Here is a 26,229-nt window from a genome sequence, read left to right as displayed (position 1 = left end):
TTCTTTTTCTAAAAAGGAACCCAATCCCCGCTCCGATAATAATCATGCCCGCCAACCCTTTTTTCCACTTACTCATGATTCTTAACCTCCCTTTTCCGTTTACTTCCTGATAAAAGCTTGATTCCGCCGCCAATCAATAAGACACAGACAAGACCGGTTTGGAGGTATCCCTGAATCCAATACATGACATCGAAATTGATCAATCGTTGTAACAGTGGTGAAAATGCCGGAAGCAGGACATTCATGACCAAATAGTAAAGCCCCATTAAGATAAGTCCAATTCCGACCCATTTTTGATGATTAAGGAAATAGGCGATAATCGGGACATCTTCAATCGCTTCGTCACCGTACCTGGACACCTTTTGCATCGCGTCAAAAAAGCTGTAAAACCAGATAATCGGGATGAGGAATAAAAAGATGCCAAGCCGTAAAACATCTAAGATATAAACTGAAAATAGGAACGCTGCCATTAACTGAATGCCGCGTCGCTGTAAACCTAGATACAAGTGACCAGCTCCGGGGAATATTGAAAGAAACGTTGCAATCGCTTTGCTTTTCTTGCCATCCTCTCGCCGTAATTCAAAATCTTCATAAATCGTCCGGTCCATTAATTCCTCGCCACGCTGCTTTTTATTGACCTGTTGCACTGCATCAAAAAATCCATATACCCAAATGATGGGAAGTGCGGCTAAAAAGATTAAAAATTCTTCCCGGCTAGCAAGCGCCGTAATAAATATGACCATGGCACCAAGGCCGAAAAAAGTGGCCAGTAGGGTTAAGCCTCGATTCATTAAACCCAGTTGAAAATGACCAAGGCCCGGGATAAACGATAAGACAATGGTATAAAAACGTTCTGAGTCCTGGCTTGCCTTGGTGTTCCCGTATTCAGGATTTGTTTCCGTCAAAGCTTTCTTTTGTTTTGAAATCTGTACACCCATATCAATAAAGCTAATCAAATATAGGAAGATACCTGCCATAAAGGCAAGAATTGCCACTTCCTCATTATTTGTAAATAATGCAACAACCGTTACAAACGCTAGGCCAATAACCGATAGAAGGTACATCACCCCGCGAAACATGTTGCCGAAATAAATATGACCAAGGCCAGGAAAAAGCGATAATGTTAAAGCCTTCGTGGAATTTTTCATTTCTTATCTGCCTCCTTTTTTTCTAGTGAATCCATCCATGCAAATGTTTTATTAATAACGCCTTCCGTCACAGAAGACTTTTTTTCCTGTACGTGCTGTGGAGTTTCTAACGAACTCGCATAAGTCGCGAGTGATTGAAATGCCCCCGAAAACATCAGAACAATCGTCGCCGCCGCCGCCAACAAATAATGAAACACCGCCTGCTGATAAAAAGGCTTTTTCCTGCTACTCGTGGTGTTAATAGTGTTATTAGTGTTATTAGTGTTATTGGTGTCAGGCACCAATCTAACTGTTTCCATAGTACTTAAATCGTTTACGGTGTCAGGCACCACCAGAGCAGGCACCACTTTCGCCATTACTTGGTCTGTGAAGCTGTTTTCGCTTGAGAGAACTGGAAGGGATGTTTCATTGGCTGTGATTGCTTGTAGGTAGTCCTCTAGGCATTGGTCGCATGTATATAAGTGGTTTTCTAGCTGTTCACGATCTGTGTCTTTGATTTCGTCCTTCACATATTGCATCCATTCATCGTAACTATAATGCTTCATGAAAAATCGTCCTCCTTCCAATTCTTTTTCATCCAACTTCGCGCCCGGTATAGCTTCGTTTCAATTGTCTTCACCTGGACATTTTGTTCCTCTGCCATTTGCTGATAGCTTTTCTCAGCTATGTAGAATCCATAAATCACTTCGCGGTAATTCTCCGGCACTTCATTCAGCTTTTTCCGAACCAGATGGCGTTGGTCCATCTCAATAATTTCCTTTTCAACACTATCCCTCGGCGTCGCTAATGCCTCTTGCTCGAGCGCATCCACTACGTCCTCTCTTCTTCTTGCCTGCTTTCGTTTTACATCTATCGCATGGTTAACAGCAATCCGTGTCATCCATGTTTTAAACCCTTGATGTTCATATTTGGGGAGAGAGGTGTAAATTTTCATAAACACTTCTTGTGCAGCGTCTTCCGCTTCCTTTTGATCACGAAGAACAGCAAAGACAGTCCGGAACACATCATTGCGGTACTTCTCAACCAAAAGGCGAAAGGCATGATCATTGCCTTCCAGCACTTTTTCTATTAAGGCTGTATCACTAATCGTTCTCTCCCCCTTTCTTTTTACCTTACACATGAATAGACGTTTCGATTTCTCTGAACCCCTACACCTTTTTTTAAAAGTTTAATGAATCTTTATCATACCAAAAAACGTGCCAGAACAAGCCCGCACGTCCAAAAAGACTATTCTATTAGTCCAAAAACCCAATATATATGTATAATAGTGCATTCCCTGGTAATGGGATTTTACCAAAATAGTACCAATTATTTATGATAGAATAGTAGTATAAAAAAAATTATTAGAAGGGAGTGATTCATATGTTTTGGGTGCTTCTCCTTGCCTCTTACTTAATTGGAAGCATCCCCACCGCCCTCATTGTGGGGAAACTAGTCTTTGGTGTCGATATTCGCGACCACGGCAGCAAAAATCCCGGTGCAACCAACACCTTAAGGGTACTCGGCAAGAAATCAGCGATCTTCGTCCTTATCATCGACTTAACCAAAGGAGCCTTGGCGACGTATCTGCCAATCCATTTTAACCTTCATACAGAACCACTGTATTTTGGGCTAATGGCAGTTGTCGGTCATTGCTTCCCGATTTTTGCAGGTTTCAGAGGCGGAAAAGCCATTGCAACAACCGCAGGCGCACTTTTAATTGCAAACTTTCCATTGCTCATCATCGCCTATGTTACCTTCTTTTTTGTAATCCTTTTATCAAAATATGTATTTTTCGGCTCCATTTCAGTTGGCCTGAGTATGCTTACCTATTCATTCATTTCCCCAAGTCTTGAACTAGAACTTATCTTTTTATTATTCTCTTTATTTTTAATTTTTCTGCACCGCTCCAACATTCGCAACTTCATCCTTGGAATCGAACCAAAAATTAATGATAAAAACGTAATGAACGACCGTATCCCTCCAAAGAACAGCGGATTTTAAAAAGAATCCCGGCGGAACCATCCACCGGGATTCTTTTTATATAAGCTTAGCCATAATACTATTCGCAACGGTTTGCCAAATCGCCGAATCTGTCTGATATTCCACCTTCAGCTGCTTATACACTTCCATTTGCTTCTCCTGAAAATCTGCTGCATCCTTATCTGGCAGCCCCGCACGCCTTTCCATCACAAGCGCCTGCATTTCAGCTGCTCTTGGGCCCCAAACCGCTACTTCACCGCCTTCTTCATTTATAAAAATAAAGATAGGAATCGCACGTGAAGTACCATTCGTTAAGTATTGATCCATCAACTCGAGATTTTGGTCACGAAGAACAAAATGAAGTTCGATACCCGCTGCTTCGGCTATCCTCATCAAAATGGGATTATTCAGCAGCGCATCCCCGCACCAATCCTCTGTTAGGACAATCGCACGCAAGTTTCGGGCTCTCACGTCCTGGAGCTTTTCTTTATCAGCATCGCTTAAAGAAAACCCTTCATAAATTTGAAGCATTTCTTCTTTATTCTGCCTCATCAAACCAATATACTCCGACGCAGTCAAACCCTTGTGAAACCAGGCATTTAAATCCATCTTATCCCACACCCCTTCCATTTTCTATAATGATAACTGTTTCAAGCATCCGTTACAAAAGAACTGCTTTCTGTTCACTTTCTATTGTTATTCTACAAGTACATTTTCCTATTTCAAAAAAGCAATTTTTTAACACTAGAAATGGGATAATAAAATTGATAGAATATTTTTTATATAGGAAATATTATTTGAATTATTTTCTATCGATAACAAAGGGGGTAAATATATGTCCAATGTTTCACTACAGCTGGTTTCGATTGGAGTCTACATCGCCATGATGTTATTCATCGGCTGGTATTCCTATCGAAAAACGAGCAATCTGACAGATTACATGCTTGGGGGAAGGTCATTAGGGCCTGCTGTAACTGCCTTGAGTGCCGGCGCCGCTGACATGAGCGGTTGGCTTTTGATGGGTCTACCTGGAGGTATTTATGTAACCGGTTTAGCCGACGCATGGATTGCCGTTGGTTTAACCATCGGGGCATACCTAAACTGGCTCCTGGTTGCACCACGCCTGCGGTCATACACTCAGGTTGCAAATGATTCAATTACGATTCCAAGCTATCTCGAGAATCGCTTTAAAGACAAAACGAAACTACTCCGAATCGTTTCAGGTATTGTTATTCTTCTATTCTTTACTTTCTATGTTTCATCGGGGATGGTTTCAGGAGCCGTATTTTTTGAAAGTTCATTTGGAACAAGCTACCATACTGGCCTGTATATCGTGGGCGGTGTTGTTGTTGCCTACACCTTATTCGGCGGGTTCCTGGCTGTTAGTTATACTGACTTTATTCAAGGCCTAATGATGTTGATTGCCCTGCTGCTTGTTCCAGCTATTGGAATCTTCAGTACTGGCGGTCCAGCAGAAACGTTTGATACCGTGCGTGCAATTGATCCTACAAGATTAGACTTATTAAAAGGGACAACAGGGATTGGCATCATCTCAGCGATGGCTTGGGGCCTTGGCTATTTCGGACAACCGCATATTATCGTCCGCTTTATGGCTATCAAAACGATAAAAGAAACGAAGAGTGCACGTCGAATTGGGATGGGCTGGATGATTATCTCACTTATCGGCACCATCTTTACAGGATTAATTGGTATCGCCTATTTTCATAATAATCCACAGCATGTCTTAGAAAATCCTGAAGCCGTTTTCATTGAACTTAGTCAGATTTTATTCCACCCTATTTTTGCAGGATTTGCATTGGCTGCGATTCTAGCAGCGATTATGAGTACAATCTCTTCACAGTTAATTGTAACATCAAGTGCACTTGTTGAAGATCTGTACAAAGTCGTCATGAATAAAGACGCAAAGGATAAACATCTTGTTTTCTTAGGAAGAATGGCCGTCCTTCTCGTCGCGATTATCGCTTCAGCACTTGCCTTCAAACAAAATAGTACCATATTAGATCTGGTCGCATATGCATGGGCAGGATTTGGAGCTGCCTTTGGTCCTATTATTCTGCTAAGTCTATTTTGGAAAAAGATCACAAACTGGGGCGCCTTGTTCGGCATGATTGTCGGAGCCGTTACCGTTATCGTCTGGAAAAATGGTGACCTTGGTAAAGTTCTTTTCGGCGAATCACTTTATGAAATCGTTCCAGGATTTGTTTTAAATCTAATTGTGGCTGTTGTTGTCAGCCTACTTACTTACAAGAAGAACGAGACTATTGAAAAAGAATTTAATGAAAGTGTCCGTTTGTTAAAACAAGAATAATGCATAGGAAACGCTCGGATTTAATGAATCCGAGCGTTTTTCCGTCATATCCGTATTCTCCTATTAAGAAGGAGAATAATAACCAATTGAAGAACAGTTACAAGGACAAATACTAAAATGGAGGTATAAAATAATGATTCCTCAAAGAGTAAGCTTGCTTACAGTAGGTGCATTTGATTTACCTGTTCTACGTGCTTTTTACAAATCGCTAGGCTGGGAAGAAACAGAATTTAGCTCTGATCAATATGCTGTCTTTAAGACGGCTGGGGTTCTGCTTTCATTGTTCCCCATTGCCGAGTTAGCAAAGGATGCCGGAATAGAACTAGCGCATTCTCCTGAAACCTATCGCCCTGTGTCCTTTGCGATAAACGTGGAGGAGTCTGCTCAGGTGGATACAACGATTGAAGAGGTTCGCAAGGTCGGCGGGAAAATATTACGGGAACCAAGTGATGCCTTTTGGGGCGGACGCACCGCCTATTTTGCCGACCCTGAAAACAATTTATGGGAAGTGGCGTGGAATCCAAGCTCTGTCTTTGATGAACGCGGAGCGATGATTTCATTTTAAATGATTAGAGGAGGGTATCTAAATAAATTTTAAGAAACCCTTTCATTTTTTATGTTACAACCAATTTTCAACAAAATTCTTAGTAGTTTCAGTAAGAAAAGTCTGTTATATCAAAGATTTTGGTACTTTTAACCAAACGATTAGTTAAGAAAAAATAAACCAATCAAATGTTTGATTAAAATGCTATCAGGGCTTATAAATAAAGGTTTTTATTCTTAAAATCAGTAAAAATAATGTCGAATTTGAGAATCAATTATATAGTTTTATCTGTGAACCATGACGAAATACATCACAATGCCGTTCATAATACATATTTCGACTTGCATTCCCCTATTTCCCTTTTAACCAAACGTTTAATTAGCCATGGTTAAAATCCATATAACTCTTGATTTTTTCCCGGGAAATTGAAAAATGAAATGTCGAAATTCGTTCGACTTTTTTCTCACAAAAATAGCTGACAGACGGAGGATCTGCCAGCTTTCTTATTAAGAATTTATAAGTTACGGCTTTGAGAAATGTTTAGCTCCAGGCCATACGCCTCTGAACAGGTCGCTTGCGCATTTCTTATTTAACGTTTTTGTAATTCCTGCTGTAACAATTTATTAACAATTTGTGGATTGGCTTGTCCTTTTGTCGCCTTCATCAGCTGTCCAACAAGGAAACCGACTGCTTTATTTTTGCCATTCTTAAAATCTTCAATGGATTGTGGATTGGCATCAAGGACTTCAGAAATAACTTTCAAGAGGGTTCCCTCATCGGAAATTTGCACGAGCCCTTTGTCCTTTACGATTTTCTCAGCATCGCCGCCGTTTTCGATTAACTCTTGAAAAACTGTCTTGGCAATCTTTGATGAAATCGTACCATTTTCAATCAACTTAATCATTCCCGCTAAGCCCTGTGGAGTTAAAGCAACCTGGTCAAGTTCCTTCGACTCAGCATTCAAATAGGCGGAAACATCACCCATGATCCAGTTAGAAGCAAGCTTTGCATCGGCACCCCCAGCAACGGTGGCTTCAAAGAAATCAGCCATCTCTTTCGTTACTGTTAAAACCTTGGCATCATAAACGGGTAATCCGAGTTCCTCCACATAACGTTTTTGTCTTTCATCTGGAAGTTCCGGGATTTCAGCACGAATTCGCGCTTTCCAGTCTTCGTCAATATACAAATCGAGCAAATCTGGTTCTGGGAAGTAACGATAATCGTCCGAACCTTCTTTCACCCTCATTAATAACGTAGCTCCGGTTGATTCGTCAAAGCGGCGTGTTTCCTGATCAATTACTCCACCCGCAGAAACAACTTCTCGTTGACGTTTCTCTTCATACTCAAGACCTTTGCGGACAAAGTTGAAAGAGTTTAGGTTCTTCAATTCCGTTTTCGTTCCAAATTCCTTTTGTCCTACCGGACGAATCGAAATATTGGCGTCACAACGGAGTGAACCCTCTTCCATTTTACAATCGGAAACGCCTGTGTATTGAATAATGGACTTTAATTTTTCAAGATACGCATAGGCTTCATCAGGGGTACGGATGTCCGGCTCTGAAACAATTTCTACTAGCGGTGTACCTTGGCGGTTGTAGTCAACCAAGGAATAACCCTTGCCATGGTTCAGCTTTCCGGCATCCTCTTCCAAATGAATTCGTGTAATTCCAATCCGTTTCGTATACCCATTTACCTCAATCTCAATCCAGCCATGCTCGCCGATTGGCTTGTCAAACTGAGAGATTTGGTAGGCCTTTGGATTATCTGGGTAAAAATAGTTCTTGCGGTCAAACTTCGTATGGGTCGCGACTTCGCAGTTTATCGCCATTGCCGCTTTCATTCCGAATTCAACTGCCTTTTTATTAAGGACAGGCAAAACCCCTGGATATCCTAAATCAATGACACTCGTATTCGTATTCGGCTCAGCGCCAAAATGGTTTGGACTCGCTGAGAAGATTTTTGAATCTGTTTTTAACTCAACATGGACCTCAAGTCCAATCACTGTTTCAAATTCCATTGTTTTCACCCCCTATAATTCCGGCTTTTGTTTATAAAAGTCTGTTGCTTGCTCGAACGCATGGGCCGCACGGTATACTGTCTCTTCATCAAAATACTTGCCAATGATTTGTAATCCCAGCGGCAGACCCGCATCAAAACCGCATGGAACGGAGATCCCTGGCAAACCAGCTAGATTCAAAGGAATGGTTAAAATATCATTCACGTACATGGTTAACGGGTCTTCGATCTTTTCACCGATTTTAAAAGCAGGCGTTGGCGTTGTCGGCCCAACAATGACATCAAATTTGGCAAATAGATCTTCAAAGTCCTTCTTAATCAAAGTCCGGACCTGTTGTGCTTTTTTATAATAAGCATCATAGTAGCCTGAGCTTAGCGCAAACGTTCCGAGCATAATCCGCCGTTTCACTTCATCACCGAAGCCTTCTGCACGTGTCTTTTTATATAAATCAATTAAGCTTTCAGCATCTTGAGTCCGGTAACCGTAGCGTACACCGTCAAAACGGGAAAGGTTTGCCGATGCCTCAGATGAAGAAAGTAAATAATAAGCTGCTAAAGCGTATTTAGAATGTGGCAATGAAACTTCTTCCCAAACTGCACCAAGACCTTCAAGAACTTTAAGCGCATTTAACACAGATTGACGAACCGTTTCGCTAACACCTTCGCCAAGATATTCTTTTGGCACAGCGATTTTGAGACCTTTTACGTCGCCAGTTAATGCTGCAGTAAAGTTTGGAACAGCCACATTTGCAGATGTCGAGTCCATTGGGTCAAGCCCTGAGATTGCTTGTAATAGATAGGCATTGTCCTCAACGGTTCTCGTAATTGGTCCAATTTGATCAAGGGATGATGCAAACGCAACAAGACCAAATCGAGAAACACGGCCATATGTCGGCTTCATACCGACAACGCCACAGAACGATGCAGGCTGGCGAATCGAACCGCCTGTATCGGATCCTAATGAAAATAGCACTTCCCCTGCGGCAACTGACGCTGCTGAACCGCCTGAAGACCCCCCTGGCACCCGGTCAAGATCCCACGGATTGCGGGTCTTTTTAAATGCTGAGTTTTCATTTGATGAACCCATGGCAAACTCGTCCATGTTTAGTTTCCCGATCGTCACCGTTTCTGCCTGTTGCAGCTTTTGCACGACGGTTGCATCGTATATTGGATCAAAGTTTTCAAGTATTTTACTCGCACAGGTTGTTCGTAAGCCTTTTGTTACAATGTTATCCTTCACCCCAATCGGCATTCCGAACAACAATCCTTTTTCAGTGGCTGTGTTTAGCTTTTCATCAAATGCATTTGCCGTTTTTCTGGCTTGTTCTTCATCCAACGTTAAAAAAGCCTGGACTTTGTCCTCGACTGCGCCGATTCGTTTATAAGATTCATCTACTAGATCCGTAACCTTAAGTTCCTTTTTATGTATTAACTCGTGTAAATCCGCAACTTTATAATCAAATAAACTCACTTTTTAATCCTCCTTTCCCATAATGTTTGGTACTTTAATTTGCCCGTCTTGATGCTCCGGTGCGTTTTTGAGTACCTCTTCTCTTGGTAACCCTTGTTGGGGAATATCTTCCCGTAAGACATTTTTCATATCAAGCACATGGTATGTAGGCTCTACATTTTCCGTATCCAATTCATTTAATTGCTCTGCAAAAGTAATGATGGCATCAAGCTGTTTTGTAAACTTTTCTGTTTCTTCATCCGTAATCGCCAAGCGCGCCAGATTGGCAACATGCTTGACCTGTTCCTCCGAAATTCGTGACATCTATTTTGACCCCCAATCCCAATGTTATTTTACTATTGATAATACCAAACTTTTCCGCTTTACCGCAATGATTCCTTCTTCAGTATGGACAATAGTTTGTTTTTTTAGATTATTCCCATTTAAAAAACCTCAATCTTTAATCGTTCATCATGACTTTGCCTTACTATTCCCTTATAATGTTAAAGTAAGATTTGGTTTAGGAGAAGGATTCATGAAAAAAAGAAGACGGAAGAAATTCAAAACCTTTTTCGTTCTGTTTATCCTATTTTGCGGCTTAGCGATGTTTCAGGCATTTTTTCAAAAACAAAATTCCCTTCCACACCTAATAGAAAACGACCCATTTGCTGATGCTAAAAAATATAGTCCCTTACTATACGATGAATTAGCAAAATATCAACTTGAAAGTCATACAGATGTCCTTATAGCCCTGATGCAGCAAGAAAGCCACGGAAAAGGCGGCGATCCGATGCAAGCTTCGGAATCTGCCGGGTTAGCGCCAAACTCCATTACAGACCCCAAGCAAAGTATTGAAGTTGGGGTAAAGCACTTTCAGCGTGTACTCACATATGGGAATCAAAAAAAGGTTGATTTCCCAACGATTATTCAAGCCTACAATATGGGAAGTGGTTATGTTGACTATATCGCCGAGCATGGCGGCAAGCATAGCGAGGAATTAGCAAAGGAATACTCACTTTTAAGGGCAAAAGAAAAGCCGGCCCTTTATAATTGTGGCGGTGATACACATAATTTCCGCTATCCCTACTGTTATGGTGATTTTACCTACAGCACTAAAGTAGCAAAAAACATTCAACATTTAGCGAATAGTGTGCCTGTCAATAGTAGTAAAAAGACACCCGGTGGATCTTTTTAAGAATCCATCGGGTGTCTTCATATTACGTATATTTTTGTTTATCCATCATTCTCTTTTTCGATTTAATAAGAAGATAACCAAGTTTGAAAGGAATATAACCCAACATCCCACCAATGGTATTCAAAATCAAATCGTCCACGTCAAAGCTGCCGAATTCAAAGACTAACTGCAATAGTTCGAACGTCAGGCTTAAAAAGAAGGTGGCAACGGTCACAGCACTAAACCTTTGAAACTTTTTTGCAACCAATGGTAGAATAAAGCCGAAAGGCGCAAAACCAATGATATTTCCTGCAAGGTTTACGATTCGGATATTTAGATTGATATCTGCTAAGAACAAGTAAAAGTAGATGGTTTTCAAGGGGACAAAATTGTTCGACCTCCAGTGGTATTCATCATAGGTAAAGTTAAAATGATTAATAATCTCAGATAACGAAATATATTTAAACAAAATTAATTTTGATAGAATGGCCAAGTATAAACAAAGAACTAGTAATAGTGCCATTTTAAAAATAATTTTCATGCATCACTGCTCCATTTTTAACATATCAGAATAACCATACCATATTTTCCATCGTGTATGGGGACAATTTTCAAATTGGAGGAATTTAGAATGGCGGAACATATTTTTCACTTAAAAGCTAACTGGCCGGGATTACGGAATGATGTCGGAGAAATTGAGACGGGGAGTCTGAAAACAAAGGTCTCGATACCGCCGGAAATGGATGGTCCTGGAGTCGGAACCAATCCAGATGAAATGCTCCTCGGAGCCGCGGCAACTTGCTATATCATTACCCTTGCAGCGATGATGGAACGGAGTGGGCTTGAAAAGGAAAATTTAACAATGGAATCCGAAGGCATTGTGGATGTAACTAAAGGAGTTATTACATATAAGAAGATAATCCACCGCCCGCGCATTGTCTTGAAGTCCGACGCAACAGAAAAAGACGTTGAGTTGGCGGGGGTGCTTGCCGAAAAGGCGGAAGGTTCCTGCATGATCAGCCGCGCCGTTAAAGGAAATGTGGAAATCGAGTTGGAGGCTAAGGTGGAAGTAGCAAACTCATAAGGGGTTGGGGTTTCATGAGGACAGTTTCTGTTCCACCTCAATGATTTATGTCCTCATGAACGCCCTATGAGGACAGTTTCTGCTCCACCTCAATGATTACTGTCCTCATGAACGCCCCATGAGGACAGTTTTGTCCTAAAAATAATAAAAAGTGTGATCCAATTTAATTGGATCACACACTTTTTATTTACCTTTTAAAAATCTTTGCGAATAGTCCCTTTTTTTCCTGCGGCTTCTCCAAGTAGGGTTTCTTTTTTGTGATAAAAATTTCTTCCTTATCAATTGCATGGGGCATGGCTAAAATTAAGCCAATTTCTGTGTCATACTCTTTGTTGGCAACAAGTTTATGTTCGATCTTTTGTTTCGTTGCCAATTTAACATACTTTGATAATTCCTCATACATCATGTTTCCATTTAGTAATAGCTGAGCCCCTGGGTATTCCTTCATCAACTGCTCGATTTGTGGATAAACCGCAGCCTCTGCCACCTGTTTCTTATAAAGGGCAACAATAATACGTTCCCGGATCGTTCCTAAGTATTTGCGCCGTTCATCCGGTTTTGTTTCCAATGGACCATGAATACCTTGCTGCAAGACCTCGTCAACGGTAGGTTTATTCAAACAAATCAACTCCATATAAAGGCTATTATTATGTATGATAATACCCTAAAAAGTGTTCCAGACCAAAATAATCGATAACGGAATTGCCTTTTTGAGGGGAAAGGTAGCTATACGACAGTAAACATTGCTTATCCAACAGTCACTCTTTCTTATCCGACAGTAACCATGCCCCTCCCCCAAAAAAATCCTCCCCTCCAATATGGAGGGAAGGATCCGCCGCCGCAGCCCTACAGCACTATTTTTTAGTTGAGCCCGTGAATTGTTCTTCTTCCGTAGAGCCTTTTAAAGCTGTTGTTGAAGACGTTCCACCTGTAATCACCATGGAAACTTGGTCAAAGTAACCTGTTCCAACCTCACGCTGGTGACGTGTTGCCGTGTAGCCGTACTGCTCGCTCTCAAATTCAGCTTGCTGTAATTCAGAGTATGCCGCCATGCCGCGCTCTTTGTAGCCGCGAGCAAGCTCGAACATACCATGGTTTAAAGCATGGAAGCCAGCAAGTGTGACGAATTGGAACTTGTAGCCCATTTTCCCAAGCTCTTGTTGGAATGTTGCAATCGTTTCTTGATCGAGCTTCTTTTTCCAGTTGAAGGATGGCGAACAGTTGTAAGCGAGTAACTTACCAGGGAACTGCTCATGAATGGCTTCAGCAAATTGTCTAGCCTCCTCAATATTTGGCTCAGAAGTCTCACACCAAATAAGGTCGGCGTATGGAGCGTAAGCTAAGCCGCGGGCAATCGCTTGGTTAATCCCTGCTTTCACTCGGAAAAATCCTTCCGGTGTCCGCTCGCCGGTAATGAAAGGCGCATCATTCATATCGATATCACTTGTAATTAAATCTGCCGCATTGGCATCCGTCCGGGCAACTAGTACCGTTGGCACGCCCATCACATCAGCCGCTAACCGTGCCGCAATCAAATTGCGAACCGCCGTTTGTGTTGGCAGCAATACTTTACCACCTAAGTGGCCGCACTTTTTCTCAGAAGAAAGCTGATCTTCAAAGTGTACACCTGACGCACCGGCTTCAATCATGCCCTTCATCAATTCGAAACAGTTTAATTGGCCGCCAAAGCCTGCTTCTGCATCGGCAACAATCGGGGCGAACCAATCGATGGAATCATCTCCCTCTGAATGGGTGATTTGGTCAGCACGCTGTAATGCTTGATTAATTCGTTTGACAACACTTGGAACGCTGTTAGCCGGGTACAAGCTTTGGTCCGGATACATATGTCCGGAAAGGTTGGCGTCTGCCGCTACTTGCCAGCCGCTTAAGTAAATGGCTTTCAGTCCTGCTTTTACCTGCTGGACCGCCTGATTTCCTGTTAAGGCACCAAGGGCATTAATATAGTCTTCTTCATTTAATAGTTTCCATAGTTTTTCGGAGCCCTTTTGTGCCAAAGTATGTTCAATATCAATCGACCCGCGCAATTTAATGACATCCTCCGCAGTGTATGGTCGTGTAATTCCATTCCAACGGCTATCCATTTCCCAACTTTCTTGTAATTGCGCTACTCTTAAATTTGTCATTTTATTTTCCTCCTATTAATCTAGTAAAATTTAATAGCTATTTTATAATTGCTTATATCCAGGTAATGTTAAGAAATCAACAAACTCATCATCTAAAATTAATTTATCAAAAAGTTGAACAGCTTCATCAAACCGGCCATTTTCGAAGCCTGGCGTTCCAATTTCCTGTTTGATTCTTTCCAGTTCCTCTACCTTCAATTGCTCATACATTTCAATTGTTACTTTCCTGCCGTCAGCGAGTACACCTTTCGGATGGCGGATCCACTGCCAAAGCTGGGCACGTGAAATCTCAGCTGTTGCCGCGTCCTCCATTAAATGATAAATTGGTGCGGCACCTCTGCCGGAAAGCCATGAAGCGACATATTGAATGCCCACATTAATATTCGTGCGGACGCCTGTTTCTGTAATCGTTCCGCCCGGTACCTCCAGTAGGTCTTGTGCGGTAATCGTAATTTTTTGTTGCTTCGGTGTGTGTATTTGGTTTGGCGTTGGCATTTCACGATCGAATGCTTCCATTGCCACCGGCACAAGTCCTGGATGGGCTACCCATGTTCCATCATGTCCATCTCGTGCTTCTCGCTCTTTATCAGCACGGACTTTGGCAAAGGCCTCATCGTTTGCCCGTGGGTTATTTTTCACCGGGATTTGAGCAGCCATTCCGCCCATTGCCGGTGCTTTACGGCGATGACAGGTTTGAATCGTAAGTAATGAGTAAGAACGCATAAACGGCGAAGTCATCGTGACTTGAGCTCGATCTGGTAAAATAACATCCGTTTGGTTCCGCAGCTTTTTAATGAAACTGAAAATATAATCCCATCTGCCGCAGTTCAAGCCTGCTGAATGCTCCTTTAATTCATAAAGAATCTCATCCATTTCAAACGCCGCCATAATTGTTTCAATCAAAACCGTTGCTTTAATGGTTCCCTGTGGTATTCCAAGCTTTTCTTGTGCATACACAAACACATCATTCCAAAGCCGGGCTTCTAAATGGCTTTCAAGTTTTGGAAGGTAGAAATAGGGTCCAGTACCTCTAGCCAGCAGGTTTTTTACATTATGGAAAAAGTACAACCCAAAATCGAAAAAGCTTCCTGAGATAGGCTTGCCATCTAATAGCACATGTTTTTCCTCAAGATGGAGGCCACGCGGTCTAGGGATCAGGACTGCCGTTTCCTCATTAAGGGTATATTTCTTTCCATTTGGATGTTCGAAGATAATCGTCCGGTTTATTGCATCCCGTAGGTTGATCTGTCCTTCAACCGCATTTTCCCATGTCGGTGAAGTGGCATCCTCAAAATCTGCCATAAATAATTTTGCCCCTGAGTTTAAGGCATTGATCACCATTTTTCGGTCAGTTGGTCCGGTAATTTCTACCCGGCGGTCTTGAAGGTCTTTCGGCAGTGGTGCAACTGTCCACTCCCCATTCCGGATATGCTTCGTTTCAGGCAGGAAATCTGGCAATTTCCCATTATCAATTTCTGCTTGTCGTTTTCCCCTGTACTGTAACAGTTCCACTCTTCTTTCACCAAAGTTGCGTTCCAATTCTTCAATAAAATTTAAAGCCTCCGGTGTTAAAACCTCATCGTACTGGGCTTTCAATGCCCCAACCACTTCAATACCTGTCGTTTGCGTCGACATGAACTTGATCACCTCTTTGTTATAATACAACAACTATTTATGTTTTGTATTATATAACACACTTTTCAAAAATGGAACTACTTTTCTGAATTTTTTTCAAAAATAGGTAAAATTTCCCCTGTTGCGATATAATCACCTTATAAAACGCCAGTATACTCTGACCTTACTTGAATGTTTTTGGGAGGGACTTTATGTTACTAAAAGTGATGGAAATGGATGATATTTTTGCAGAAGAAATATTGAGTTGGAAATACGAGGCACCCTATGATTTTTATAATAATGAGTACAGTGTGGCGGCTGTGAGGGAATTGCTGAATCATTCCTATTTTGTGGTAGTAGACGATCTTGATGAGATATTCGGATATTTCTGCATGGGGGAATCGGCACAAGTACCGATTGGAAGTATATTTGGGGCCTATCCTGCTGGTTATTTGGATATCGGGATTGGGATGAACCCCATATTTACGGGGCAAGGGCGAGGTCATTTGTTTTTAACGTTTATTCTAAATCATATACAGAGTCAGGTCGGTACGGTATCACTCCGACTAACCGTGGTGGCATTTAATACCCGCGCTATTCATCTCTACGAAAAACATGGATTTGAGATGAAAAAGTCATTTAGGCATGGGGATGTTTTATTTATCACGATGGTTCGAGAGTAATTTGGTAAATTTATGGATTACGAATGCGTCTACATCGATATTTGAGTTCTTTTTTCACAGAATTACCTAAGGAGAGACCCTCAAGTACATGGTATCGTTAGTAAATCAATTCCTCATATAGCCGCTGAAAATCTCCCTCACGATCGAGGCTGTGTAAAAAATCGTCACTAACGATAGCTGTTAACAAACTTCTTTTTAAAGCAGGGTCTGCAACTTGACCAATAATCCACTTCCTCTTCATAAAAAGAAACTCGAGGTATTCCGCGTACTGGTCATCAAACTCTCGTTCAAGCTGCGCACGAATCTTCTTGGAAAGCGTTGGGCTGGCACCGCCCGTTGAAACAGCAATCGACAAACGACCTCGATATACAACCGCTGGCAGGTGAAAGTCAGAACTATCCGGGTCATCCACTATCATGACCAGTTGGTGAGGTTCCACAGATTCTTTTATCAATTGATTCACCCTACTATCATTTGTGGCCGCAAAAACCATAAACGCTCCCTTTAAATCGACATCACAAAACGGCCGTTGCAACCATTCAATTTTTCCAGCCTCGAAAAGCTCTTGTAATTTTTCCGTTGCTTTTGGGCTAATCATCACTACACGGGCCCCTGACACTAGTAGGCCGCTAACCTTCCGCTCAGCTACCTTTCCGCCGCCAACGACCACAACTTTTTTCCCTTCAAGCTGTATCATAATCGGATAATTTGAACTCATGCTCCACCTCCGTTGCCCGTTTTTCAATCAGCGGAATTAATTTTTCATCAAAGCCTATCGGTTCACAAAAAACAACATTCCCATCTAGTTCTTTCTCCATTTTGACGGTATATCCTCCTGAAAACAAGAAATAGGGGAGAATATAAATCTTCTGGTCCGCTAGTTTCCCTGCCACCCCTTGATAAAATGGCGGCGTTGTAACGAAGGCTGTGTGAACGTGACAAGCCATTTTCTCAGCTAAACTTGAAGCAAGTCTTTCCAATTCAATCGCTGCTTCAGTCACACGGCTCCCATGCCCCACCAACAGCACCGTCTCGTTCTCCAACCCGCCAAAGCCTGCCTCGCCGAGCCTATCCACAAGAATGCTTACCAAAACATCCTCAACACCAAGCGGTTTTCCATATTGACAAACACTATCCGGATAGCGTTCCAACTCCGCGGGAATATCAACATTCGTATGAATTCCTGGCAATAAGAATACAGGGACAACTGTAATCTCACTTGCCCCCTGCCCGATACAGGTTTCAACCGCCTGCGCCACAGATGGCTCAGTATGTTCAAGGAAACCAAATGCCTGAATGACTGCCGGAGACCGCTGCATTACTTTTTGAATAAAGGCAATAAATTTCGCATTTGCAGCAGCCCGCCGGCTTCCGTGTGCGATATACAGAATGGCTTTCATCCCTTACACTTCCTTACATTGCTGACTTGCCAAAAAGTCAACGAGGGCATCCTTTGTTGCTTTTTCTGGCATTCCATGTGAAGGCAGTCCTGCAGCTTCCACCTCGGCCATTGTTTGTTTTCCCATACTGACAACTTGCAAATCCTTCCATAACTTGAGGGCATCGATGTCGCATTCTTGCAAGGCATCAACAAACTGCCCAACAGAGGCGCTGCTAGGGAATACCAATGTATTCACATTTGCTTCCTCTAGCATTCTTTTAAAAATCGGCAGGAATTGACGATCCAACTCTTTCTTACTAGTAACTAAAAAGTCGGCCATTTCATAGCCTTTTTGCAAAATACTATCGTCACCAACAATTAGTAAGTTTCCAGTCTTCGTCATCTCCTCAGCAAGCTTCGCGGTAAATCCACACTCATTTAGCGCTTTCACCGATTTAGTAGATGCTCCGTAAAAATCAGCACCTATTTTTCGGACATCGACGCCATTTTCAAAAACAGCCCTGAAAAATTCGCCAACACTCTCAGGTGAGGTAAATAGAATCCTGTCATACGATGACACCTTTGTTAGGTCAACTGGCAGCACGGTCTTTTTCCATTTCGGAAATTCGATAACATCTGCGCCTTGATCCATCAAATGCTGCGCCATTCCGCTTACGCTCTCACCTGTTCGGGCCAAGAGGATTTGCCGGCCATACAAGGGCTTATTCTCAAACCAGCTAATCTTTTCCCGAAGAGAAATCACTTCGCCGACAAGAATAATCGCAGGATTGGTGAACTTAGCCTTCAACACTTTCTCAGAGATATTTGCAAGTGTCCCTTGCAAGGTTTTTTGGCGGCCAAATGTCCCCCATTGGATTAAAATCACCGGTGTGGAGGCTGGCTTACCATTGCTTACAAGATTTTCGCAGATAAACGGTAAATTCCCCACTCCCATGTAAAAGGCAATCGTATCCACACCGCGGGCAAGCCCTGCCCAGTCGAGCAATGGTTTACCGTTCTGGGATTTGTCATGTGCGGTGACGACGGCAAAGGATTCAGCATGCTCCCTATGTGTCACAGGAATCCCTGCATAAAGGGGGGCTGCAATCCCCGATGAAATGCCTGGAACAATCTCAAAAGGAATTTGGTATTGGGCAAGGGCTGCCGCTTCTTCCCCCACGCGGCCGAAAACGCCGGGATCGCCGCCTTTTAAACGGACGACTATTTTTCCTGCCATTGCCTTTTCCACCAACAGGTCGTTAATATTCTCCTGCCGTAAAATATGGCGATCTGGCAATTTCCCGCAGTAAATCAACTCACAATCCCTAGGGGCAAATTCCAATAGTTTTGGATTGGCAAGCCGGTCATATAAAATGACCTCAGCTTGCTTAATGGCTTCCATTCCTTTAACAGTGATTAATCCAACGTCCCCTGGCCCTGCCCCAACTAAAAACACTTTTCCTGTTTTCATTATGCAGCCTTCCTTTCGTGTCGCCATGCCTAAGATAGTAGTTTTTAAGATTCGCTGATAAACATGCTTAATTCGCCGATAAAACAATTTCTGAGGCTCTTTTAGGTAAGGCTTTTTTCAAATTCTAAGAAAAACAGCTCCTATAATACGATAAAAATGATATCATCATTAATTTCCACTTGAAAAGCCCGCACTTGCCCCTCGTCTGGAGCCTGAACTGTACCATCAGCCAATGAAATCTTCCAATCATAGACTGGGCAGTAAACATAATGGCCGCTGACAAGCCCTTCGGAAAGGACGCCCCCTTTCGGATGTGGACTGTGATTTTCAAGTGCATAAACCTCGCCAGTTGTGACCTTAAATAGAGCAATTTCCATGTCATCTATTTTAATAGAATAGCCTGATCTTGCCTTTAAATTCGAATAATGTGCTACTGGAATCCGTGTTAAGGTTTTAATCATTTGGACTCACTCCCAACCGCTACGATGTGTTTAGTATAATATTTATCTTGAATTTCTTCACTTTGAATCGCTTCATTCCAAGGTTCGATATACTTTTTCAATGTTTGATCAATAAGTTCGTTTAACGCTTTACGCGTTTCTTCATCCGCCAGGACTTCTTTCACATGATCAAGACCCATGCGTTCCACCCATTTTGACGTACGCTCTAAATAATTCGCTGTTTCCCGGTAGTATTGGAGATAAGCTCCCGTCATCTCCATGACTTCTTCTTCCGTTTTCACCGTGAATAGTAAATCACCAGGACGAAGATCCACACCCCCGTTACCCGCAACGTAAATTTCCCAGCCGCCATCAATACCGACAAAGCCAATATCTTTGATTCCTGCTTCAGAGCAGTTTCGCGGACAAGCTGATACGCCCATTTTTACTTTATGCGGTGTATCAAGACGTTCAAATTTCTTTTCCAGCTCGATGCCAAGAGCCATGGAATCTTGGGTGCCATAGCGGCAGAATTGTGCACCAACGCATGTTTTAACGGTACGCAGTGTTTTTCCATAAGCATAACCTGACGGCATATCGAGTTCTTCCCACATAGACGGCAGATCTTCTTTTTTCACACCGAACAAGCCAATCCGCTGTCCACCGGTTAATTTTACTAACGGAACATTGTACTTTTCTGCGACTTCAGCAATTTTTTTCAAATCCGCAGCCGTTGTGACTCCGCCGTACATTCTTGGTACTACCGAGTACGTTCCGTCTTTTTGAATATTGGCATGCATTTTTTCGTTAACCAACCGGGAATCACGGTCATCCTTGTATTCATCCATGTGAATCATGCCAAGGTAATAGTTGATGGCCGGACGGCATTTCGTGCAGCCTTCCTCATTGTTCCACTCAAGGACGTTCATGACCTCTTTTACACTTGTTAAGCCCTTGGCTTTGATTTCTGCCACCAATTCCTCTCGGCTAAGCGTAGTACAACCGCAAATACTTGTTTTTTGTGCCGCGGCAGCATCAAATTGGTCACCAAGTGTATGGGCAAGAATGCTGCTGACCATCGGTTTACAGCGGCCGCATGAACGTCCGGCGTTTGTGCAATGGCTGACTTGGTCAAGAGTTGTGAGGCCCTGCGCCTTAATCGCTTCAACAATCGCCCCTTTTGTAACACCATTACAACCGCAAACCAGTTCATCATTCGGCATGGCGGCAATATCATCACTTGCCTCGCTTCCCATACATGCTGTTTGAAAAATGGATACCCCGCTAATGTCTTCCTTTTTCGTTAACATCCGGAATAGCCGTGTGCTGTCCTTTGTGTCCCCATAAAGAACAATCCCAACAATCACGTTATCTCTGGTTAACACCCGTTTATAGATTCCATCAAACTCGTTATAAACCATGATTGATTTGGTTGTGCCGTCTTCAAAAATTTCTCCTGCAGAGAAGAGGTCAACTCCTGCCACCTTTAGCTGTGTTCCGGTAATGGATCCTGCGTATGGATCTCCTGCTTGTCGGCATATCCGCTGTGCTAATACTTTTCCTTGTTCATATAGCGGGGCCACCAAGCCATAAACAATTTCTCTGTGCTCGGCACATTCCCCTACCGCATACACATGCGGGGCACTCGTTTCCATAAAGTCATTGACCACAATACCGCGATTGACGTAGATGCCGCTATTTTTCGCGATAGCTGTATTGGATTTAATTCCAATCGCCATCACGACAAGGTCAGCATCAACTTCGGATCCGTCTTTAAAACGCAGACCAGTGACGCGGTCATCTCCAAGAATCTCAACCGTTTCTTTTTCCATTAAGAAGTTCATACCCTGGGCTTCAAGTTCTGCTCTTAGTAGAGAAGAGGCAATTGGATCCAATTGTCGTTCCATTAGATGCGGCATTAAATGGACTACATCTACTGTCATCCCAAGATTCAACAAACCTCTTGCAGCTTCAAGACCTAATAGCCCGCCACCGATGACCACAGCCTTTTTATACTGCCGCGCTGACTTGATCATCATTTCACAATCTTGGATATCACGAAACCCGGTTACTCCGATTTTGTCTGCACCCGGAATCGGCAGGATGAACGAATTTGAGCCTGTCGCAATGATTAATTCATCATACTCAACTTTTCGCCCCTGATCACTGATAACACACTTGGCTTCCACATCCATTTTTACAATTGATTCGCCTATATATAATTGAATGTGATTTTCTTTATACCAATCTAGCGAATTGATAATGATTTCATCAAAGTTTGTATCGCCCTGCAAGATGTTGGATAACTTGATTCGATTGTAGTTTGGATGTGGTTCTTGTCCAAAAATCGTTATCTCAAATTGTTCCGGTGCTAATTTGAGGATTTCTTCAATCGTTCTAATCCCAGCCATTCCGTTTCCGATCATCACTACTTTTTTCATCATTTGGTCGCTCCCTATCTGTTTTGTTTAAATACGTTATTCACGATTGTCTCTATATCTATATTGTAATTACCTTATCCCAATAAGTTTGTGAAGTTAGTCACATTCAAACCTCTAATTGTGAATTATTTCACATAATTGTCATAAACAAAATTAAGATTACGCCATTCATCGTACGTATAGCGGGCGATGATTTCCGCAAGCTCGTTCGTAATCGCGACGATGTCCCCGCGCTGATTATAGACATAGTCATAAATTTTGCCTTTATATTCAAAGCTTAAGAGCTGCCCGCTGGCGTCACGGTAGAAATTCAGTAGATTTTCTACTTGATCAATACCGGATTTCTGGGAGATGCTGACCAGGTCACCGTTGGCGTCATAATAATAGAATTCCGTCCGCTCACTAGTGTCGGTCGTTACCTTCTTCGAAGTACGTTTGTTTTCACTATCATAAGTGAATTCAATCTTTTCGGTCACTTTTCCGTTTGTTTTTGTTGTAATTCCTATAAGCAAGTTGATGGACGCATAGTTATATTCTTTTTCCATTTCTACTGCTGCGGTTGCGGCAGCTTCCACCGTATCCACTGCTTTACTGATCGATTCTTGAAGCAGGGAACCATCTGGACGGAACGAATACGTAACCTTTTTATACTTTTGCGTATTGGCATCGTACTGGATCGAAGACGTGATCCGGTTACCTTGTCCATATTGATTATCTATTACTAGTTTACCTGTTTCATTGACCTTTTTTAAGAGATTTCCACTCGTATCGTACGAATAGGTGAGTGTTTCTGTTCCCTTTTTAACGGTTTTCAGGAAGCCTTCCGGTGTATAGGTATACGTCTTTTGACCATCCCCAATGGTTAGTCGCCGTTTCAATATGCTCATCGGCATTGTATGTGTAATTCTCAAAGAAGAGGTCGTTTGGTGTATCCTTCTTCTTCGCATGGATGGCCGTCATTTTTTCGTTGAGGCCGTAATCCATGTTCACTGAAATACGCGGGCCCTTTACCATGTTGATCGACTCAGAAGCGGTATACGAGAACTGGTATGGCTCAGATCTTGGCGTGATGACTTCTTCTGCCAAAGCATTGGCATTATACTGAACGGTCGTTACTCCTAACGCCGATTGAATCATTTCGGCATTTTCATCATCTTTATAGGTCTTTCTTGTCACGATGCCGTTCTCGACCTTGTCCTCATATGTGAATCGGTTGTTGAACTTTCATTCTCCCATCACGAAAATTAAAATTTATGTAACGATGTTTAAACGAATAGCGAGTATTATACGACCGTCTCTTGTAAAAATACAACCCAAAATTTAAAAGCAACGCAGTGTACGAACACCTTTTTACCTTAGCTATTGTTTATCGCCACGCGCTTGCTCATTCTCGTTAGTTTTTTAGCCATTCCATGTCATAACTACTCCTACCATGTAAAATGTCATCTCGCCTAATTATCGTACTTGTCACTCTATCCTAGCATTAAAACCAAACACCATGATGGTACTACCTTCATGAGCTCTCGATTCTCAAACAATTAATTTTCTTATTGTCTCACTCAAATATTAACTGATTTAATGTAAAATAAAGTAAAAAACCTTGAAAGGCATTTAGCCAATCAAGGTAATAGATTCATTTAAACTATTTATCTATTTAATTGTGCTCTTTATAAAAACCTCTGTAATAAAAACTACAATTAGCTGTTGCTATCCCTTTCCTCTATGAATTCTAAAAACGAATCTTGCAGTTCTCCTTCTGTATCAATAGAATCAAGCAGTAATTTAGGTTCAAACGAACAATCTTTTAAAGTTGAACTTCCATCAATTATTCCTAGCATATTTGAAATAGTATCAATCATGGTTTGTTCAATTATCCTCATTAATGTATCTTTATTTTCGTCAGTTAAACTATCGTAAAAACCAATAGCTTTTTTCCAATAATCATCTGTTTTAGGGGTAACATTCGTTGTTTCATACAAGTTTTTATATAGTTGAAGGTTCTCTTTAACTATAAACTCATAAAGTGATTTAACAAATATCTCATTCATTTTATTTCCTCATTTCTGGATACATTTTTTTGTTTAATTCAATAAGTTCTTTTAACGCAGAATTTGGTATGTCATCATAAACTCTTCTTAGTTCCATTATATCCCTTGCCAATAGCTGTCTAGGATTCTCTATTCCTTTGGTACTTCTTGAAACTATACCATTAGGGCCTTTTATTGTATGACCGACCTTCGGAACATTTATTGCAGGAGCAGTGTTTAAATCATAATTTTCCACAAAATCCTTCATTATTGCCTTTTGTCCCACGTGATGTGCATCAAGCCCTTCTACTCCCTTAATATCTTTGTATGCTCCAACTTGATATTTACCCGTACCCTTAGAAGCGAATTGCTGCAAATCTAATTTTAATAAAAGTTCCCTCTCACCATCATTATTCTTATTTACACGAGTTATTGGATTTCCTCGAGATGGCTGACTAGAACTAGAAACCTTCGGTTTCGCCTGTGGTGTAACCGAACTAACCCTAGCTGGTGCGGTACTTTGAATTCTAGGTGTACTTTTTATAGACAGGGCTGGCACGGTCTTCGGTTTTATATTAATCACCGAAGCTACTTTTTTCGCCGGTGCCTTGACAACCTTGACCGCTTTGGCAACCGCCTTGGTTGCTTTTACTGCCTTCACTGCCATCGAAGTTCCCTTGATTGCGGCTTTCGCAACCTTGGATACAACGCCTCCACCTGGAACAAAGTTCGAGGCGATGCTAATGGCTGCCCCTGCCTTTTGGTACCATTTTGTATTTTTGCTGGTTAATGTCTTGATGTCATCGCCAATCGCAAAGTTGTAAGCTGCTTTGGCGGTCTTTTTAACACCTTTTGTCACCTTTTTTAGCCATTTTGGCGCATAGCCGTCCGGGTCGATGTTGTTGACGGGATCGGATTCTGCATATAAATAGCGATTGAAAGAGATTGGATTCGTATCTTCTCCCTCGTATTCATCTGCGACTAAATAACGGCCGATTTTGGCATCGTAATCCCGCCAGCCCATGTAGTAGAGCTTGGTGTTATTGTCATACTGGACACCAAATTTTCCAACATAGCGGAATGGATTGGCGTTTGCGACTGTTTTGCCTAAATCCGTTGGGGCATCAATTTTTAATAGGTTCCCCCATTCATCGTACGAATAGCGGGCGATGATTTCCGCAAGCTCGTTCGTAATCGCAACGATGTCTCCGCGCTGATTGTAGACATAGTCATAAATTTTGCCTTTATATTCAAAGCTTAAGAGCTGACCGCTGGCGTCACGGTAGAAATTCAGTAGATTTTCTACTTGATCAATGCCGGATTTCTGGGAGATGCTGACCAGGTCACCGTTGGCGTCATAATAATAGAATTCCGTCCGCTCACTAGTGTCGGTCGTTACCTTCTTCGAAGTACGTTTGTTTTCACTATCATAAGTGAATTCAATCTTTTCGGTCACTTTTCCGTTTGTTTTTGTTGTAATTCCTATAAGCAAGTTGATGGACGCATAGTTATATTCTTTTTCCATTTCTACTGCTGCAGTTGCGGCAGCTTCCACCGTATCTACTGCTTTACTGATCGATTCTTGAAGCAAGGAACCATCCGGACGGAACGAATACGTAACCTTTTTATATTTTTGCGCCGCGGCATCGTACTGGATAGAAGACGTAATCCGGTTGCCTTGGCCATATTTGTTATCTAATATTAGTTTACCTGTTTCATTGACCGTTTTTAAGAGATTTCCACTCGTGTCGTACGAATAGGCGAGTGTCTCTGTTCCCTTTTTAACGGTCTTCAGGAAGCCTTCCGGTGTATAGGTATACGCCTTTTGACCATCCCATGGGTTAGTCGCTGTTTCAATATGCTCATCGGCGTTGTACGTGTAATTCTCAAAGAAGAGGTCGTTTGGTGTATCCTTCTTCTTCGCATGGATGGCCGTCATTTTTTCGTTGAGACCATAATCCATGTTCACTGAAATACGCGGACCCTTTATCATGTTGATTGACTCAGAAGCGGTATACGAGAACTGGTATGGCTCAGATCTTGGCGTGATGACTTTTTCCGCCAAATCATTGGCATTATACTGAACGGTCGTTACTCCTAACGCCGATTGAATCATTTCGGCATTTTCATCATCTTTGTAGGTCTTTCTTGTGACGATGCCGTTCTCGACCTTTTCCTCATACATGAACAGGTTGTTGAATTTTCATTCTCCCGATACGAAAATTGTGATTAACGTAACGCTTAGGTGCTATATTGAATATAAATTCATTGTATGCGGCCTTAGCGATACAACGAACCCCTTTACCGATACAAATTTATTG

Annotated in this window: 26 protein-coding genes; 6 read left to right on the top strand and 20 right to left on the bottom strand. The window is 42.1% G+C overall.

What is annotated here, in order from left to right:
* Positions 1-68: 68 nt before the first annotated feature.
* Genes RCG19_RS11785 through RCG19_RS11775 form a run of 3 tightly spaced genes read right to left on the bottom strand, consistent with a single transcriptional unit; the run spans position 69 to position 2,268 of the window.
* Positions 69-1,148: a hypothetical protein gene (locus tag RCG19_RS11785; protein ID WP_166245178.1), complete on the bottom strand. Its 1,080-nt coding sequence runs from the start codon at positions 1,146-1,148 to the stop codon at positions 69-71.
* On the bottom strand, positions 1,145-1,693 hold the full coding sequence (locus RCG19_RS11780) for an anti-sigma factor family protein (protein ID WP_308107281.1): 549 nt from the start codon (positions 1,691-1,693) through the stop codon (positions 1,145-1,147). Before RCG19_RS11780 ends, RCG19_RS11785 begins: the two co-directional genes overlap by 4 nt.
* The gene (locus RCG19_RS11775) at positions 1,690-2,268 is read right to left on the bottom strand and encodes an RNA polymerase sigma factor (protein WP_166245182.1); all 579 of its coding nucleotides are present in this window, start codon (positions 2,266-2,268) and stop codon (positions 1,690-1,692) included. Before RCG19_RS11775 ends, RCG19_RS11780 begins: the two co-directional genes overlap by 4 nt.
* A 242-nt stretch (positions 2,269-2,510) precedes the next feature.
* Between RCG19_RS11775 and plsY the strand changes: the two genes are divergently transcribed.
* Positions 2,511-3,131 carry a glycerol-3-phosphate 1-O-acyltransferase PlsY gene (gene plsY, locus RCG19_RS11770; RefSeq protein WP_308107280.1) on the top strand — a complete coding sequence of 207 codons (621 nt, stop codon included), beginning with the start codon at positions 2,511-2,513 and terminating at the stop codon, positions 3,129-3,131.
* A gap of 36 nt (positions 3,132-3,167) precedes the next feature.
* Here the strand turns inward: plsY and RCG19_RS11765 are convergent, their stop codons facing one another.
* Entirely contained in the window at positions 3,168-3,719 is a 552-nt protein-coding gene (locus RCG19_RS11765) for a thioredoxin family protein (protein ID WP_308107279.1), read from the bottom strand.
* Between the two features lie 226 nt (positions 3,720-3,945).
* Here RCG19_RS11765 and putP point away from each other — a divergent pair, with 226 nt between their 5' ends.
* On the top strand, positions 3,946-5,439 hold the full coding sequence (gene putP, locus RCG19_RS11760; protein WP_308107278.1) for a sodium/proline symporter PutP: 1,494 nt from the start codon (positions 3,946-3,948) through the stop codon (positions 5,437-5,439).
* 133 nt (positions 5,440-5,572) lie between these two features.
* Entirely contained in the window at positions 5,573-6,004 is a 432-nt protein-coding gene (locus RCG19_RS11755) for a VOC family protein (protein ID WP_308107277.1), read from the top strand.
* A gap of 568 nt (positions 6,005-6,572) precedes the next feature.
* On the opposite strand, the gene gatB is transcribed toward RCG19_RS11755, so the two are convergent.
* Genes gatB through gatC form a run of 3 tightly spaced genes read right to left on the bottom strand, consistent with a single transcriptional unit; the run spans position 6,573 to position 9,773 of the window.
* Positions 6,573-8,000: an Asp-tRNA(Asn)/Glu-tRNA(Gln) amidotransferase subunit GatB gene (gene gatB, locus RCG19_RS11750; RefSeq protein WP_166245192.1), complete on the bottom strand. Its 1,428-nt coding sequence runs from the start codon at positions 7,998-8,000 to the stop codon at positions 6,573-6,575.
* Between the two features lie 12 nt (positions 8,001-8,012).
* Positions 8,013-9,470: an Asp-tRNA(Asn)/Glu-tRNA(Gln) amidotransferase subunit GatA gene (gene gatA, locus RCG19_RS11745; protein WP_308107276.1), complete on the bottom strand. Its 1,458-nt coding sequence runs from the start codon at positions 9,468-9,470 to the stop codon at positions 8,013-8,015.
* A gap of 3 nt (positions 9,471-9,473) precedes the next feature.
* On the bottom strand, positions 9,474-9,773 hold the full coding sequence (gatC, locus tag RCG19_RS11740; RefSeq protein ID WP_166245196.1) for an Asp-tRNA(Asn)/Glu-tRNA(Gln) amidotransferase subunit GatC: 300 nt from the start codon (positions 9,771-9,773) through the stop codon (positions 9,474-9,476).
* A gap of 211 nt (positions 9,774-9,984) precedes the next feature.
* On the opposite strand from gatC, the gene RCG19_RS11735 reads away from it, so the two are divergent.
* Complete coding sequence (locus tag RCG19_RS11735; RefSeq protein WP_308107275.1) at positions 9,985-10,644, top strand: lysozyme family protein; 660 nt, start codon at positions 9,985-9,987, stop codon at positions 10,642-10,644.
* A 22-nt stretch (positions 10,645-10,666) separates the two neighbouring features.
* Here the strand turns inward: RCG19_RS11735 and RCG19_RS11730 are convergent, their stop codons facing one another.
* Complete coding sequence (locus tag RCG19_RS11730) at positions 10,667-11,164, bottom strand: VanZ family protein (protein ID WP_308107274.1); 498 nt, start codon at positions 11,162-11,164, stop codon at positions 10,667-10,669.
* A 90-nt stretch (positions 11,165-11,254) separates the two neighbouring features.
* Here RCG19_RS11730 and RCG19_RS11725 point away from each other — a divergent pair, with 90 nt between their 5' ends.
* Complete coding sequence (locus RCG19_RS11725) at positions 11,255-11,707, top strand: OsmC family protein (RefSeq protein ID WP_308107273.1); 453 nt, start codon at positions 11,255-11,257, stop codon at positions 11,705-11,707.
* Positions 11,708-11,894: 187 nt separating this feature from the next.
* Here the strand turns inward: RCG19_RS11725 and RCG19_RS11720 are convergent, their stop codons facing one another.
* The 3 genes from RCG19_RS11720 to aceB all read right to left on the bottom strand — a co-directional run bounded on the left by RCG19_RS11720 (position 11,895) and on the right by aceB (position 15,486).
* Positions 11,895-12,326: a YueI family protein gene (locus tag RCG19_RS11720; RefSeq protein ID WP_308107272.1), complete on the bottom strand. Its 432-nt coding sequence runs from the start codon at positions 12,324-12,326 to the stop codon at positions 11,895-11,897.
* Positions 12,327-12,561: 235 nt separating this feature from the next.
* A complete protein-coding gene (gene aceA, locus RCG19_RS11715; RefSeq protein WP_308107271.1) occupies positions 12,562-13,851 on the bottom strand; it encodes an isocitrate lyase in 1,290 nt (429 codons plus the stop codon).
* A gap of 42 nt (positions 13,852-13,893) precedes the next feature.
* Complete coding sequence (aceB, locus tag RCG19_RS11710; RefSeq protein WP_308107270.1) at positions 13,894-15,486, bottom strand: malate synthase A; 1,593 nt, start codon at positions 15,484-15,486, stop codon at positions 13,894-13,896.
* A gap of 191 nt (positions 15,487-15,677) precedes the next feature.
* Here aceB and RCG19_RS11705 point away from each other — a divergent pair, with 191 nt between their 5' ends.
* A complete protein-coding gene (locus RCG19_RS11705; protein WP_308107269.1) occupies positions 15,678-16,148 on the top strand; it encodes a GNAT family N-acetyltransferase in 471 nt (156 codons plus the stop codon).
* Positions 16,149-16,245: 97 nt separating this feature from the next.
* Here RCG19_RS11705 and RCG19_RS11700 read toward each other — a convergent pair whose 3' ends face one another.
* From RCG19_RS11700 to RCG19_RS11660, 9 genes are all read right to left on the bottom strand, one after another.
* The gene (locus RCG19_RS11700) at positions 16,246-16,866 is read right to left on the bottom strand and encodes an NAD(P)-binding protein (RefSeq protein ID WP_308107268.1); all 621 of its coding nucleotides are present in this window, start codon (positions 16,864-16,866) and stop codon (positions 16,246-16,248) included.
* Positions 16,832-17,548, bottom strand: coding sequence for a sirohydrochlorin chelatase (locus RCG19_RS11695; protein WP_308107267.1), 717 nt, complete (start codon positions 17,546-17,548; stop codon positions 16,832-16,834). Before RCG19_RS11695 ends, RCG19_RS11700 begins: the two co-directional genes overlap by 35 nt.
* Before the next feature lie 3 nt (positions 17,549-17,551).
* A complete protein-coding gene (gene cobA, locus RCG19_RS11690) occupies positions 17,552-19,000 on the bottom strand; it encodes a uroporphyrinogen-III C-methyltransferase (RefSeq protein WP_308107266.1) in 1,449 nt (482 codons plus the stop codon).
* A gap of 140 nt (positions 19,001-19,140) precedes the next feature.
* Entirely contained in the window at positions 19,141-19,461 is a 321-nt protein-coding gene (gene nirD / locus RCG19_RS11685) for a nitrite reductase small subunit NirD (protein WP_166245219.1), read from the bottom strand.
* Positions 19,458-21,884: a nitrite reductase large subunit NirB gene (nirB, locus tag RCG19_RS11680; protein WP_308107265.1), complete on the bottom strand. Its 2,427-nt coding sequence runs from the start codon at positions 21,882-21,884 to the stop codon at positions 19,458-19,460. The genes nirD and nirB overlap by 4 nt, the downstream gene beginning before the upstream one ends.
* Before the next feature lie 122 nt (positions 21,885-22,006).
* Entirely contained in the window at positions 22,007-22,759 is a 753-nt protein-coding gene (locus tag RCG19_RS11675; RefSeq protein WP_308107264.1) for a hypothetical protein, read from the bottom strand.
* Positions 22,683-23,057, bottom strand: coding sequence for a hypothetical protein (locus RCG19_RS11670; protein WP_308107263.1), 375 nt, complete (start codon positions 23,055-23,057; stop codon positions 22,683-22,685). Before RCG19_RS11670 ends, RCG19_RS11675 begins: the two co-directional genes overlap by 77 nt.
* 521 nt (positions 23,058-23,578) lie before the next feature.
* Positions 23,579-23,929 (bottom strand): transposase, encoded by a 351-nt coding sequence (locus tag RCG19_RS11665; protein WP_308107262.1) that lies wholly within the window; start codon positions 23,927-23,929, stop codon positions 23,579-23,581.
* Between the two features lies 1 nt (position 23,930).
* Positions 23,931-26,093: an RHS repeat domain-containing protein gene (locus RCG19_RS11660; RefSeq protein ID WP_308107261.1), complete on the bottom strand. Its 2,163-nt coding sequence runs from the start codon at positions 26,091-26,093 to the stop codon at positions 23,931-23,933.
* Between the last annotated feature and the right edge of the window lie 136 nt (positions 26,094-26,229).

The organism is Neobacillus sp. OS1-2, assembly GCF_030915505.1.
In the GTDB taxonomy this organism is placed as follows: domain Bacteria; phylum Bacillota; class Bacilli; order Bacillales; family Cytobacillaceae; genus Neobacillus.
This window is presented reverse-complemented; position numbering and strand designations above follow the sequence as displayed.

Excerpts from the sequence above, each read along its gene's own strand:
- RCG19_RS11785 (WP_166245178.1), bottom strand. The coding sequence starts at position 1,148 with ATGAAAAATTCCACGAAGGCTTTAACATTATCGCTTTTTCCTGGCCTT.
- RCG19_RS11780 (WP_308107281.1), bottom strand. The coding sequence starts at position 1,693 with ATGAAGCATTATAGTTACGATGAATGGATGCAATATGTGAAGGACGAA.
- RCG19_RS11775 (WP_166245182.1), bottom strand. The coding sequence starts at position 2,268 with ATGTGTAAGGTAAAAAGAAAGGGGGAGAGAACGATTAGTGATACAGCC.
- plsY (WP_308107280.1), top strand. The coding sequence starts at position 2,511 with ATGTTTTGGGTGCTTCTCCTTGCCTCTTACTTAATTGGAAGCATCCCC.
- RCG19_RS11765 (WP_308107279.1), bottom strand. The coding sequence starts at position 3,719 with ATGGATTTAAATGCCTGGTTTCACAAGGGTTTGACTGCGTCGGAGTAT.
- putP (WP_308107278.1), top strand. The coding sequence starts at position 3,946 with ATGTCCAATGTTTCACTACAGCTGGTTTCGATTGGAGTCTACATCGCC.
- RCG19_RS11755 (WP_308107277.1), top strand. The coding sequence starts at position 5,573 with ATGATTCCTCAAAGAGTAAGCTTGCTTACAGTAGGTGCATTTGATTTA.
- gatB (WP_166245192.1), bottom strand. The coding sequence starts at position 8,000 with ATGGAATTTGAAACAGTGATTGGACTTGAGGTCCATGTTGAGTTAAAA.
- gatC (WP_166245196.1), bottom strand. The coding sequence starts at position 9,773 with ATGTCACGAATTTCGGAGGAACAGGTCAAGCATGTTGCCAATCTGGCG.
- RCG19_RS11735 (WP_308107275.1), top strand. The coding sequence starts at position 9,985 with ATGAAAAAAAGAAGACGGAAGAAATTCAAAACCTTTTTCGTTCTGTTT.
- RCG19_RS11730 (WP_308107274.1), bottom strand. The coding sequence starts at position 11,164 with ATGAAAATTATTTTTAAAATGGCACTATTACTAGTTCTTTGTTTATAC.
- RCG19_RS11725 (WP_308107273.1), top strand. The coding sequence starts at position 11,255 with ATGGCGGAACATATTTTTCACTTAAAAGCTAACTGGCCGGGATTACGG.
- aceA (WP_308107271.1), bottom strand. The coding sequence starts at position 13,851 with ATGACAAATTTAAGAGTAGCGCAATTACAAGAAAGTTGGGAAATGGAT.
- aceB (WP_308107270.1), bottom strand. The coding sequence starts at position 15,486 with ATGTCGACGCAAACGACAGGTATTGAAGTGGTTGGGGCATTGAAAGCC.
- RCG19_RS11705 (WP_308107269.1), top strand. The coding sequence starts at position 15,678 with ATGTTACTAAAAGTGATGGAAATGGATGATATTTTTGCAGAAGAAATA.
- RCG19_RS11700 (WP_308107268.1), bottom strand. The coding sequence starts at position 16,866 with ATGAGTTCAAATTATCCGATTATGATACAGCTTGAAGGGAAAAAAGTT.
- RCG19_RS11695 (WP_308107267.1), bottom strand. The coding sequence starts at position 17,548 with ATGAAAGCCATTCTGTATATCGCACACGGAAGCCGGCGGGCTGCTGCA.
- cobA (WP_308107266.1), bottom strand. The coding sequence starts at position 19,000 with ATGAAAACAGGAAAAGTGTTTTTAGTTGGGGCAGGGCCAGGGGACGTT.
- nirD (WP_166245219.1), bottom strand. The coding sequence starts at position 19,461 with ATGATTAAAACCTTAACACGGATTCCAGTAGCACATTATTCGAATTTA.
- nirB (WP_308107265.1), bottom strand. The coding sequence starts at position 21,884 with ATGATGAAAAAAGTAGTGATGATCGGAAACGGAATGGCTGGGATTAGA.
- RCG19_RS11665 (WP_308107262.1), bottom strand. The coding sequence starts at position 23,929 with ATGAATGAGATATTTGTTAAATCACTTTATGAGTTTATAGTTAAAGAG.
- RCG19_RS11660 (WP_308107261.1), bottom strand. The coding sequence starts at position 26,093 with ATGTATGAGGAAAAGGTCGAGAACGGCATCGTCACAAGAAAGACCTAC.